Raw genomic sequence first — 13,173 nt, forward strand, 5'->3', positions numbered from 1 at the left:
TCCGTGTGCTACGTCTGGGCAATGACAGGGAGCTCAGACGCCGTCGACCCGTTCCGGTCCATCGAGCTACCCGACGGGAGCGATCCCGTTTCGAAGGGGATCGTTCGCCGGATACGGGCAAACGACGGCACGGTGACGGTCGAGGTCGCGATCGACGGACTCGGCGACGACCTCGCGGAACGGATCGTCGAGCAGATCCGTGGGGCGGCGCTCGCGATGCCGGAGGCCGATCACGTCCGGATCCAGCCGCTCCGGGACCCCGACAAGGACGTCGACCTGCCGACGGTCGATCACGTCCTCGCGGTCGCGAGCGCGAAAGGCGGGGTCGGCAAGACGACGGTCGCGGTCGCCCTCGCACGGACCCTCGCGGCCCGGGGACTCGACGTCGGGCTCTTCGACGCCGACATCTACGGGCCGAACGTTCCCCACCTGCTCGAGGACGTCGAGGGGCCGGTGTTGACAAACGGGAGCGGCCAGCCGGTGCCCCTCGAGACCGACGACGGCCTGCAGGTGCTCAGCCCGGGCGTGGTCGGCGGCGACGCGCCGACCGCCCGCCGTGGCGCGATCGCCTACGGCGCGGTCGAGAACCTGCTGGGCCAGGGTGCCTGGGACGAGCGGGACGTACTTATCATTGATATGCCCGCGGGCACGGACGACGTCGTCGGCGCGGCCCTGGAACACGTCCCGGTCGACGGCGCGGTCTTCGTGACGACGCCGTTCGACGCGAGCGTCGACGACACCCACCGGACCGTCGACCTGTTCGAGGAGAACGGGGTCGCGCCGGTCGCCGCGGTCGTGAACATGAACGGGTTCGACTGCGAGTGCTGCGGGGAGCGCAACCGGCTGTTCGAGGATCCCGTCGATCTGGCGGTGCCGGCGGTTCACGAACTCCCGTTCGACCGGGACCTCCAGTCGAACCCCGGCGGCGAGGAGGCCCCCGAGGCGGTCGACGACCTCGCCGACAGCGTCGAGTCGTTCGTCGACGACGTCCTCGAGGCCGTCCCCGAGGGGGCGCTCGACCTCCGGGGGCTACCGCCGGCCAGCCAGGCACGGCAGTTGAGCGACGAACTGGCGGCGGCCGGGGACGGCGACACCGTCAGCGCGGTCGTCGAGGACCCCACGGAGGTCCGCGAGACGATCCGCTCGGACGCCCCGGACCTGCTCGCCGGGACCGAACGGAAGGGGCTGAGTACCACCGGCGGGCTGCTCGAACTGACTCGAGCGTAGCGGCCGACCGGTCGTTCGCGCGTTTTCCGCGGGCGGCGTTCGTGCCGACCCGACACTTAAACAACCGATCGAACATCTTCGCGGACTTCTCACACGGCAGGAACTGTCTACCCCGACTTATGATCTCGCTGTGCTGGCCTCACGTATGCCGCTCGAACAGAAGCGGTGGCACTGGCCATCGGCCATCGGGCGCGAGCGTCGTTTCGAAACCGATGCGAGCGCGGCGGCGGAGGTGGTGCCAGCATGACTGACAGCGAGCACGATCACGACCGTCGATCGCTCGACGAGGTTCGAACGGACGGCGGAGCATCGATCTCACGTCGGGAACTCCTGGGTGGCGCCGGTGCAGCCGGTATCGCCGGCTTCGCGGGCTGTTCTCGACTGTTCGACGACGGGCAGGCTGACGAAGAGCCCGGAGACGGAGAGACGGCCTTTTCCAACCCGCTCGCGGAGTATCCGAATCGCGAGTGGGAGGACCACTACCGCGACGTCTGGGACGTCGACGACACCTACTACCTGGCGTGTCGCCCCAACGACACCCACAACTGCTACCTCGAGGCGAACGTCAAGAACGGCGTCATCACCAGGCTCGGCCCGTCGATGAACTACGGCGACGCCGAGGACCTGTACGGCAACCAGGCCTCGGACCGCTGGGACCCGCGGGTCTGTCAGAAGGGCCTGTCGATGGTCGAGCGGTTCTACGGGGAGCGTCGCGTGACCTCGCCGATGATCCGACAGGGGTTCAAAGACTGGGTCGACGAGGGCTTCCCGCGCGACGAGGACGGTTCGATGCCCGAGGAGTACGCACAGCGCGGCGAGGATAGCTGGTACGAGGCATCCTGGGACGAAGCCTACGAGTACGCCGCGGCGGCGTTCGTCGAGATCGCCGACCACTACTCCGGCGAGGAGGCCCAGGAGATGCTCCTAGAGCAGGGCTACGACGAACGCGTCGTCGAGGAGATGCAGGGGGTCGGCACCCGCACCATGAAGTTCCGCGGCGGGATGCCGATGCTGAGCACGCTCGGTCTCTTCGGCGAGTACCGGTTTGCCAACTCGATGGCGCTTTTGGACCACCACGTCCGCGGCGTCAGCGAGGACGACGCGCTGGGTGCCGTCGGCGGGGACAACTACTCGTTCCACACCGACCTGCCGCCGGGCCATCCGATGGTGACCGGCCAGCAGACGGTCGACTTCGACCTGGCGAACGTCGAGTACGCCGACCACATCGTGATGGCCGGGATGAACTGGACCTGTACGAAGATGGCCGACTCCCACTGGCTGACCGAGGCCAAGATGCAGGGGGCCAAGGTCACGGGCATCTACACCGACTACAACGCCACGGCCTCGAAGTGCGACGAACTGGTCATCATCCGCCCGGCCACCGACACGGCGCTGTTCCTCGGAATCTCCCAGCAGCTCATCGCCAACGACGAGTACGACGAGGAGTTCGTCCGGTCGAACACGGACCTCCCGCTGCTGGTCCGGATGGACACGGGCGAACACCTCCGGGCGAGCGACGTCTTCGACGACTACGACCCCGCGGACCTCGAGAAGACGCGGGTCGCCCCGGCCGACGAACACCCGGCCCCGACGACCGTCGACACCGACGAGCAGTGGATCACGCCCGAACAGCGCGAGGACTGGGACGACTTCGTAGTCTACGACGCGGAGGCCGGCGGCGTCACGCCGGTCAACCGCGAGGAGGTCGGCGACGAGTTCGACGTCGAGGCCGCCCTCGAGGGGAGCTGGGAACTCGAACTCGCCGACGGCGAGACCGTCGAGGTCCGTCCCGTCTTCGACCTGGTCTCGGAGTACCTCGAGGAAACCTGGGACGCCGAGTCGACGGCCGACGTCACGGGGACCGAACCCGAGGCCGTCGAGAGCCTCGCCGAGGAGTTCGCCGACAACAAGGAGGAGACGCTCATCCTCACCGGGATGGGCCCCAACCAGTACTTCAACGGCGACCTGAAAGACCGCGCCGCCTTCCTGCTGGCCTCGCTGACCAGCAACATCGGGACCCACAGCGGCAACCTCGGCAGCTACGCGGGGAACTACCGCGCGGCCATGCTCAACGGGATCCCCCACTACCACCTCGAGGACCCGTTCGACCCCGAACTCGACCCCGAGGCCGACTCCACCGTCGATCCGCGGATCACGATGGAGTCGATGCACTTCTACTCCAACCTCGACAAGCCGCTGAAGATCGACGGGGAGTACCACATGGGCGACACCCACATGAACACGCCCTCGAAGTCGTTCTGGGTCGCCGGGTCGAACTCCATCCTCGGGAACGCCAAGGGGTCGTACAAGATCATCGAGGACATGCTCCGCGAGGGGATGATCGAGGCGTTCTTCTGCAACGAGTGGTGGTGGACGATGACCTGCGAGTACAGCGATATCGTCTTCCCCGTCGACTCGTGGGCCGAGCAGAAGATCCACGACGTCACCGCCTCGGTCACGAACCCGTTCCTGATGGTGTTCCCCGAGGCCGACCTGGATCGCATCTACGACACGCGCCACGACTGCCAGGTCTACAAGGGCGTCGCCGAGAAACTGGCCGAGGAGTTCGACGAACCCCGCTTCGAGCAGATGTGGGAGTTCATCGACGAGGACGAGTACCGGGCCAAGCCGTACCTCCAGCGCATCCTCGACAACTCCAACATGACGAAGGGGTACGACGTCGAGGACCTGCTCGAGCGGTCCCGGCGTGGCGAACCCGCGCTGATGATGGGGTCGACCTATCCCTCGAAGGTCGGTACTCGACAGATCGAGGACGACGAGCCGTGGTACACGCGCACGGGTCGTCTCGAGTTCTTCCGCGAGGAGGAGACCTGGTCCGAGGTCGGCGAGAACCTCCCGGTTCACCGGGAGGCCATCGACGGCACGGTCTACAAGCCGAACGTCATCGTCGACGACAGCGACCACCCGCTGATCGACCCCGAGACGCCCGAGGACCTGGGCTGGGACGACGACAAGGTCGACGACCCCGACGCCCGCCAGGTGCGCAACGAGGTGTTGAGCACCGACGAACTGCTCGAGTCGAACCACCCGCTGCAGGACGTCGACCCGGGCTTCAAGTACTCCTACATGACGCCGAAGTACCGCCATGGGGCGCACACGTTCTGTAACGCCCTGCCGAACATCGCGGTCTGGTGGGGCCCCTTCGGGGACCGCGACCGCGAGGACGAGCGCAAGCCGTACTTCGGCGAGGGGTTCGTCGAGATGAACCCCGAGGACGCCCGCGAGGAGGGCTTCGAGGACGGCGACTACGTCTGGGTCGACCCCGACCCGAGCGACCGTCCCTACCCGAGCGCGGACGGCGACCCCGAGGAGTACACGCGCGCGCTGATGCGCGTGCGGTACCAGCCGGCGATGCCCCGCAACGTGACTCGTAGCTGGTTCAACCTCAACCAGACCAGCCACGCCACGGCGGAGGCGACGCCGGACCGCGAGGGGATGGCGAAAAACGAAGAGACGGACTACGTCTCGCTCTACCGGCGCGGCGGCCACCAGAGCATGACCCGCTCGTGGCTCCGGCCGACCATCCTGACCGACGAGATGAACCGCAAGGGGCTGATGGGCCAGTCCATCGGCAAGGGGTTCGCCCCGGACGTCCACTGTGCCAACGGCGCGCCCCGCGAATCGTTCGTCAAGTTCGAGAAGGAAGGCGACGCCGGGGAGGACGGCGAAGGCCTCTGGCGACCCGCCGAGATGGGCCTGCGCCCCGGCTACGAGGACGACGTGATGGAGCAGTATCTCGACGGCGAATTCACCTCAACGGAGTGATAACAGATGCCGAAAGTAGAAAACTGGCAGCTCGGCCGCGAAGTGGAGTACCCCTACGAGGGAGCGCGTCCCGACGACCAGTGGGCGGCCGTCTTCGACCTGAACAAGTGTATCGCGTGCCAGACGTGTACGCTCGCCTGCAAGACCACGTGGACTCACGAGGAGGGGCAGGAGCACATGTTCTGGAACAACGTCGAGACCAAACCCTACGGCTCCCATCCGGTCGGATGGGACCAGCGCACCCTCGACGATATGGGTGCCGGGGAGTGGGGTGACGACGGCACCTACGAGGGTGACACCATCTTCGAGGCCGAGGACGTCGACTGGGACGACCCCGAGAACCACCCCCAGGAAACCATGCAGGCGCGCGACGACGTCGCCGGGTTCCTGCCCGACGCCGACGACATGCGGTACCCGAACCTCGGCGAGGACGAGATCGCGGGCGACACGATGGAGTCGATCAGCCACTTCGACGAGGAGACCCACCCCGTGTGGTTCTTCTACCTCCCGCGGATCTGCAACCACTGTACGTACGCCGCCTGTGCCGGCTCCTGTCCCGTCCCGGCGATCTACAAGCGCGAGGAGGACGGCGTGGTCCTCATCGACGAGGAGTCCTGCCAGGCGTTCCAGCAGTGTAACGAGGCCTGTCCCTACAAGAAGGCGATCTACAACCCGGCCGAGAGCATCTCCCAGAAGTGTATCGGCTGCTACACCAAGACGGAGGAAGGGAAGGCCCCGCAGTGTTTCGAGAACTGCCTGGGGAAGATCCGCCTGCACGGCTACATCAACCCGCCAGAGGAAGCCGACGACTCCGACCCGATGGAGGAGCCGACGAACCCGCTCGACTTCGTCGTCCACCAGAAGGAACTCGCGAAGCCGCTGTACCCGCAGTTCGGGCTCGAGCCGAACGTCTACTACGTGCCGCCGATCACGGCCCCGACGGACTATCTCACCCAGATGTTCGGGCCGGGAGTCGACGACGCCATCGACACCTATCGCGCGATGCGCGACGGCGACGAACCCGAACTCGAGGGGCTGTTCAAGCTGATGGGGTCGACCGAGTGGTCGATCACCGCCTTCGAGATCGACGGCGACGAGGCGGTCGGCTACTACGAGGGCGACGAGGTCGGTCGCGTGCCGATCACCGAGCCCACCGCCGAACGGGACCGCTACGACGAGGACGAAGAGGTCTACCGGCTGGACATCACGTAACCATGACCGACAACACCATCCTCGGCGGCCCGCCGAGCGCGGCCGGCGAGACCGAGGAACCGACGCCGGAACCCGAACCCGAACCGGAGTCGATCGATCCGCCCGGGGACCTCGAGACCGCGGTCCACCGCAGCCGGCTGTACTCGCTGCTCTCGCTGGGGTTCGACCGTCCCGGCGACGACTTCGCGGCCGCCCGCGAGGACGGGGCCTACCGCGAGGACCTGCGGGAGTCGGCCGCGGCGATCGACGAGGACGTCGCGGACGCGGCGGCGGCCGTCGCCGACGCGCTCGAGGGGGCCGACCACCAGGCGCTGCACGGCCAGTGGGCGTCCCTGTTCGGCGTCGAGGAGGGGGTGACCGTCTCCCCCTACGAACTGACCTACCTGCCGGGACCGCTGATGACCAACGTCCGGCGGCTCGCCGACATCAGCGGCTTCTACGAGGCGTTCGGCCTGTCGATCGACGAGGGCCAGACCGACCGCGGCGACCACGTCTGCTTCCTGACGGAGTTTTTGAGCCACCTCAGCCACCGCGAGGCGGCGCTCCGGATGGACGGCGACGACGAGGGCATCGAGGTCGTCGTGGACGCGCGCCGATCCTTCCTCGAGGACCACCTCGGCCGGTGGTACTGGCGGTTCGCGGACGAGGTCGGCGACCACGACGACGGCGACTCCGGGTTCTACGCCGCGCTCGCGGAACTGCTCGCGGCGCTGGTCGAACTCGAGGTCGATCGCCTCGACCTCGATCCCGACTGGGTACCTGACGACCCCGAGGTCACGGAGTGGAACGAGGACGTCTTCGGCGACACGGGCCGTGGCTGTGGCGGCTGCGGCGTCGACGCCGGCGGCCCGGGCGACCTCGAGCCCGGCCCCGTGCCGGACGTCGATCCCGCGGCCGACGCCGATCGCGGCTCCGACTTCGACCCCGACGTCGGCGGGGACGGCTAGCCCGGCGACGACCCCCGGTCGTTTTTCAGTCGTCCCGCGTTCGATCGCCGTGGACTCGACGATCGCCTACCGCTCGACCAGCAGCGACGGGTCCAGTTCCGCGACCGACTCGCGTCCCGAAAGCCCCATCGTCAGATCGAGGTCCGCGAGGAAGTTCCGACAGACCGCTCCGACGCCGTCCTCGCCGTCGATCGCGAGCCCGTACGCGTAGGGCCGGCCGAGAAACACCATCTCGGCGCCCAGCGCGAGCGCGACGACCGCGTCCGCGCCCCGACGGATCCCGCTGTCGAACAGGACCGGCGCGTCGCCGTACCCCTCCCGCTCGAGGGCGTCGACCACCCGCGGCAGCGCCTCGATCGCCGGGAGGGCGTTGTCGACCTGGCGGCCGCCGTGGTTCGAGACGATCACCCCGTCCGCCCCCGACTCGAGCGCCAGGACGGCGTCTTCGTGGTGGACGATCCCCTTCACGAGGATCGGCAGGTCGGTCAGGCCGGCGAGCCACTCGAGGTCGTCCCAGGTCAGCGAGGCGTCGCCGAAGACGTCGACGAACTGCATGACTGCGGCGTCTTCGTTCTCCGCGGGGTCGCCCCCGACCAGTTCCTCGAAGACGGGATCGGTGAAGTAGTTGCCGACCCCCTCCGCGTCGAGGAAGGGGAGGTACGCCTGCTCGACGTCGCGTTCCCGCCAGCTGATGACGGGCGTATCGACGGTGACGACCAAGGCCCCGTACCCCGCCGCCTCGGCGCGCTCGACGAAACTCCGGGTCAGGTCGCGGTTCGAACTCCAGTACAGCTGGAACCAGGCCGGCCCGTCGCCGACCGCCTCGGCCACCTCCTCCATCGGCTCCGTCGCGGCCGAACTCGCGACGAACGGGAGCCCGAGGTCGGCGGCCGCCCGCGCCGACGCGAGTTCGCCCTCTTCGTGGAGGATCGACTGGACCCCGATCGGCGCGAGCCCGACCGGCGCGGGGTAGCGCTGGCCGAACAACTCCACCGAGAGGTCACGGTCCGCGACGTCTCGCAGCATTCGGGGGACGATCCGCCACCGCGAAAACGCCTCGCGGTTCTCCCGCTCGGTCCGTTCCGCGCCTGCACTCCCCGCGACGTACGCGAACGCCTCGGGCTCGAGGGTTTCCTCGGCTGCAGCCTCGAGGTCCTCGAAGCGCGGCGGCAGCGTCGGCCGCCGGTCGGCGAGCATTCCCTGGGTGTAGACGTCGACCAGTCGTTCGCGCCCGTACTCGTTCCCGTCGGACATATGGGCGGGGTTCGAAAGCCGCCGGAAAATAGGTTTGGGGCCGGTTACCACGATCGGACAGGGCGGTCGTGGCGGCAACCACGACGGCCGCCGTCTCAGAGGAGTTGCACGTCGTCGATCCCGAAGTGCCGGTCCGCGAGGCGACGGGCCGCCTCGATCGTTCGGCCGTGCGAACCGATCGCGACGCCCCGATCCTCCTGTGCGACCTCGACGTAGGCGACCGTGTCCTGATTCTCGCTGATCGTCACGTTGTAGACGGCCGCCGGCGCGAGCGCGTTCGCGACGAACGTCTCGGGGTCGTCGGCCCCTTCGACGAGCCGAACCGGCATTCCGACCCGGTCCTCGAACCGCCGGATCGTGCGGCCGTTCGGGCCGATCGCCTCGCCCATGCGGCCGGTCGCGACGACGATCAGGAGGCGTTTCTCGAGGTCGGGATCGGGGTCGGGGTCGGAACCGCCAGCACTCGAGCCGCCGTACCCGCGCGTGCGGCCACGCTCGAGGTCGAAATCGTCGCCACCGGTGACGATACAGTCCCGACCGTCGACGCCGGTTTCGTCCTCGAACGCGGCGAGGTACTGCCGGGCGTCGTCGTCGAGGGTGACGCCCATCGATCAGTCAGCCTGGCTCCCGCTTCCGCCTCCGGAGGAGCCGGAGCCGATCGATCCCATCCGGAGGTCGACGTCGCCGGTGCCGAGCTTGATCGGTTTCCCGACGATGACGTTCTCCGTGACGCCGTCTAGGTCGTCGATCTCGCCGTGGATCGCGGCGTTGAGCAGGTGGTTGACCGTGACCTCGAACGCGGCGCGGGCCAGCACGGACTCCTTCGAACCCGAGATGCCGTGGCGACCGATCGACTCGATCTCGCCACGGTTGGTCATGATGTCCGCGACCAGCATCAGGTGGCGAACGTTGACGTCGTCCAGGCCCTGCTCGGCCAGCGTGTTGTTCGTCTCCTCGATGATGGCCTCGCGGGCGGCCTCGATGCCGAGGTTGCGACGGATCTCGTGGATGTTGTTACACGTGGTGCGGGAGGCGTCGACCCCCTCGATCTCGAGGACGTCGCCGAAGGCCGACCCCTCGGTGTAGAGGACGAACTCCTCGCTGCCGTCGTCCATCTCCTCGCGGCGGATGACGACTCGGGAGATGTCCTCGATCCCCTTGAACGTGATGTCGCGCAGTTCCTCGACGAGCTGCAGCAGGTCCCGGTACGACGGTTCCTCGGGACCGAACTGGATCTCGGTGCCCTGCTGGACCGTGCTCACGCCGAGTTCGTCCTCGATGATCTCGGCGACCTCCTCGGGCGTGATCATCCGCTCCTCTAAGGTGTCGCGGTTCAGCGAGATCTGGACGCGCATGTCCGCGACGTTCGTCGAGACGTCACCCAGCGCGAGGATCTTCGTCGCCTCGATGTTCCAGACGACCTCGTGGGCCCGCTCGCGTTCGGTGGCATACTCGTCCTCGAGGTGGACGGTCATCATCGGCGTGTCCGGGGTCTTCCGGGCGTCGACCAGTTCGATCAGCCGCGGCAGCCCCTGGGTCACGTCGATCTCCGCGACCCCCGCGTAGTGGAACGTGTTCATCGTCAGCTGCGTCCCCGGTTCGCCGATCGACTGGGCCGAGACGGTCCCGACCGGGTCGAGCGGATCGACGCGCGTATCGACGTACCGGGTCTCGACGGCCTTCGCCAGCTCGTCGGCGTCCTCGACGGTCGCGTCCGGGCGACCCTCGAGTTCCTCGTAGACGTCGTCCTTGAGTCGTCGCGGGAGATTGGTGTCCTCGACGACCGCGATCATGTCGTCGGAGACGTCGTAATCGACTTCAGTCATCGGAGCTCACCTCCGTGCTCTCGACGGAGAGACGATCGTCCGCGTGCTCGGAGAGGTTCGTCGGCCGCGGGCGACGGCCGAGGAACTCCTGTTTCTCCTGTTCGGACTCGAACTCGGAGTCGAGGACCCGATCCGCGATGTTGGCGACGTCGATCTCGTTCTCGTCGCCCGAGGAGACCTTGACCGGCGAGGTGCCGTCCTCGCCGAACTCGAACTGGACGATCGTGTCCGAAGTGTCCCGGACCGTGCCGTCGTACTGGGTCTCGAGTTCCGACAGCGCGTTGATCAGGCGGCGCTGCAGGTACCCGGACTTCGACGTTCGGACTGCGGTGTCGACCAGGCCCTCGCGGCCACCCATCGCGTGGAAGAAGAACTCCCGCGGGGTCAGCCCGCTGGTGTAGGAGTTCTCGACGAAGCCGTGGGCCTCGGCGGAGAGGTCGTTCTCCTGGTAGTGGCTGAGCGTCCGGTTCTCGTACCCGCGGTTGATGCGTTCGCCCCGGACCGCCTGCTGGCCGACACAGCCGGCCATCTGGGTCAGGTTCAGCATCGACCCACGGGCCCCGGACTCGGCCATGACGACCGCCGGGTTCTCGCTGGTGAAGTGCTCGTCCGCGATGTTCCCGGCGTTGTCACGGGCCCGCGAGAGCGTCTGCATGATCTTCATCTCGAGGGTCTCGTCGATCGTTCGGCCGGGCAGGGACTCGAGTTCGCCCCGTTCGTAGGCCTCGATGAGTTCCTCGACGCGATCGTAGGCGTCGTCGATCGTCTCGTCGATGCGTGCCTGGGCCTCCTCCGGGATCGTCTCGTCGTCGATCCCGATCGAGAACCCGAAGTGCATGATCGAGCGCATCGCAAGCGACGCGACCTCGTTGATGAAGATCCGGGCGCGGGTCTTGCCGTAGATCTTCGTGATCGTGTCGACGATCTCGCCGCCGAACTCGCCGACCTCGTCCTCGGCGATGGTCCCCTCGAGGAGCTGGCCGTCCTCGATGACGACCTTCTCGCCGACGGTGCCGGTGAACTCGAGGTTCAGGTCGTCGGGCAGGAGTTCGGAGAAGACGTCGTACCCGGTCCAGAACGGTTCGCCCTCGTCGTCGATGCCGCTGGGTTCCGGCAGTTCGTCGATCCGGGTCGCACGCAGGAGGTCGAGCGCCTGCGTTTCGTTGAACCGCGGGTTGTTGTGGGTCAGCAGGTAGGTGCCCGAGATGTGGTCCTGGATGGCCCCGATGATGTTCTCGCCGAACCGCGGCGAGAGGATCTGTTCCTGCACGCGCATGAGGACGCGGGCCTCGGCGCGGGCCTCCTCGTTTTGCAGCGCGTGCATGTTCATCTCGTCGCCGTCGAAGTCGGCGTTGTACGGCGGACAGACGACGGTGTTGAGCCGGAACGTCTTGTACGGCATGACCACGACCTCGTGGGCCATGATCGACATCCGGTGCAGCGACGGCTGGCGGTTGAAGATGACGATGTCGCCGTCGATGAGGTGCCGGTTGACTTCCCAGCCGGGTTCGACTTTCTCCGCGAGCTGTTCGCAGTTCTTCTCGGTCACCTTCAGCCGGCGACCGTCGGGGCGGCGGACGTAGTTCGCGCCCGGATGCCCCTCGGGCCCGTTGGAGACGAACCGGCGGGCCTTCTCTAAGTTCCGCTCGGTGACGTTCATCGTCTGGGTCATCTCCTTGGCGACGCGGTCCGGGACGCCGACCTCGTTCAGCGAGAGGGTCGGGTCCGGGGAGATGACGGTACGGGCGGAGAAGTTCACGCGCTTCCCGGACAGCGAGCCGCGGAAGCGACCTTCCTTCCCCTTGAGCCGCTGGGAGAGGGTCTTCAGCGGCCGGCCGGAGCGGTGTCGCGCCGGCGGCGTGCCCGAGATCTCGTTGTCCATGAACGTCGTCACGTGGTACTGGAGCAGTTCCCAGAGGTCCTCGATGATGAGTTGCGGGGCACCGGCCTCGCGGTTCTCCATGAACCGCTGGTTGATCCGGATGATGTCGACCAGCTTGTGGGTGAGGTCGTCCTCGCTGCGCTGGCCGTTGTCCAGCGTAATCGACGGCCGCGCGGTGACCGGCGGAACCGGGAGGACGGTGAGGATCATCCACTCCGGACGCGAGCGCTCGGGGTCGATACCGAGCACTTCGATGTCCTCGTCCGGGATCGCCTCGAACCAGTCCCGGATGTCGGAGGGCATCAGCTTGTTCGTGTCCTCCTCGGTGAGGTCGATGTCCAGGGCCTTCTCGATGGCCTTGCGCTGGCTCTCGCGGGGCCGGAACGATCCCGAGAGGATCTCGTTGATCCGGCTGAGTTCGATGTCGGTCTCCTCGGCCAGTTCGTCGGGGGACATCCGCTCGCCGTCCTCGCCACCCTGCATCGCGCCGGCGATGCGCTGGGAGTACTCGCTGGTCAGCACCTGCTGGACCTCGTAGTAGGTGGTGGGCTTCTCGTGGTCGATATCGTACTGGATCTCGCCACAGTGGGGACAGCGATCCTTCTTCCGGGCCTGGCGGATCGCGGCCTTCGTGACGTCGTTCAGGTCGCGGCCGAGCTTCTGTGCCTCGTCGATCTGGCCGTGGAACTCCGCCTTCTCGTCCTCGGTCAACAGCAGCCGGGAACACTCCCGACAGGTGCCACGCAGCAGCCGCCGGATGAGCTTCGTAAAGCCGACGTGGATGACCGGCGCAGCCAGTTCGATGTGGCCGAAGTGGCCGTTACACGACCCCGAGTGCTTCCCGCAGGTCTTGCACTCGAGTCCGGGGTCGATGACGCCCAGCCGCGGGTCCATCAGCCCCATGTCGATGGGGAAGCCGTCGTCGTCGTAGGTGTCCGCGGTGATGATCTTCGTCGCGCTCATCTCCCGGTACTCCTCGGGCTCCATGAGCCCGAAGTTGATCGATCCGATGTCTTTTGGTGTGCTGTTTCGCATTGTT

The 13,173-nt window shown here is 67.3% G+C and carries 8 protein-coding genes; 4 read left to right on the plus strand and 4 right to left on the minus strand.

Annotated elements, in window-relative coordinates; translation table 11 throughout:
• The first annotated feature begins 21 nt into the window (after nucleotides 1-21).
• From BM113_RS00565 to BM113_RS00580, 4 genes are all read left to right on the plus strand, one after another.
• The gene (locus BM113_RS00565; protein ID WP_089784437.1) at nucleotides 22-1,227 is read left to right on the plus strand and encodes a P-loop NTPase; all 1,206 of its coding nucleotides are present in this window, start codon (nucleotides 22-24) and stop codon (nucleotides 1,225-1,227) included.
• A gap of 243 nt (nucleotides 1,228-1,470) precedes the next feature.
• The gene (locus BM113_RS00570; RefSeq protein ID WP_089784439.1) at nucleotides 1,471-5,013 is read left to right on the plus strand and encodes a molybdopterin-dependent oxidoreductase; all 3,543 of its coding nucleotides are present in this window, start codon (nucleotides 1,471-1,473) and stop codon (nucleotides 5,011-5,013) included.
• 6 nt (nucleotides 5,014-5,019) lie between these two features.
• Entirely contained in the window at nucleotides 5,020-6,225 is a 1,206-nt protein-coding gene (locus tag BM113_RS00575) for a 4Fe-4S dicluster domain-containing protein (protein ID WP_089784441.1), read from the plus strand.
• Nucleotides 6,226-6,227: 2 nt separating this feature from the next.
• Nucleotides 6,228-7,172, plus strand: a complete 945-nt coding sequence (locus tag BM113_RS00580) for a TorD/DmsD family molecular chaperone (protein ID WP_089784443.1) — start codon at nucleotides 6,228-6,230, stop codon at nucleotides 7,170-7,172.
• Nucleotides 7,173-7,238: 66 nt separating this feature from the next.
• Here BM113_RS00580 and BM113_RS00585 read toward each other — a convergent pair whose 3' ends face one another.
• From BM113_RS00585 to BM113_RS00600, 4 genes are all read right to left on the minus strand, one after another.
• Nucleotides 7,239-8,426: an alpha-hydroxy-acid oxidizing protein gene (locus tag BM113_RS00585; RefSeq protein WP_089784445.1), complete on the minus strand. Its 1,188-nt coding sequence runs from the start codon at nucleotides 8,424-8,426 to the stop codon at nucleotides 7,239-7,241.
• A gap of 95 nt (nucleotides 8,427-8,521) precedes the next feature.
• Nucleotides 8,522-9,034, minus strand: a complete 513-nt coding sequence (locus BM113_RS00590) for a NusA-like transcription termination signal-binding factor (protein WP_089784447.1) — start codon at nucleotides 9,032-9,034, stop codon at nucleotides 8,522-8,524.
• 3 nt (nucleotides 9,035-9,037) lie between these two features.
• The gene (gene rpoA2 / locus BM113_RS00595; protein ID WP_089784449.1) at nucleotides 9,038-10,252 is read right to left on the minus strand and encodes a DNA-directed RNA polymerase subunit A''; all 1,215 of its coding nucleotides are present in this window, start codon (nucleotides 10,250-10,252) and stop codon (nucleotides 9,038-9,040) included.
• A complete protein-coding gene (locus BM113_RS00600; protein WP_089784452.1) occupies nucleotides 10,245-13,169 on the minus strand; it encodes a DNA-directed RNA polymerase subunit A' in 2,925 nt (974 codons plus the stop codon). Before BM113_RS00600 ends, rpoA2 begins: the two co-directional genes overlap by 8 nt.
• Nucleotides 13,170-13,173: the final 4 nt, after the last annotated feature.

This window comes from Natronobacterium haloterrestre (assembly GCF_900112205.1).
Lineage (GTDB): Archaea > Halobacteriota > Halobacteria > Halobacteriales > Natrialbaceae > Natronobacterium > Natronobacterium haloterrestre.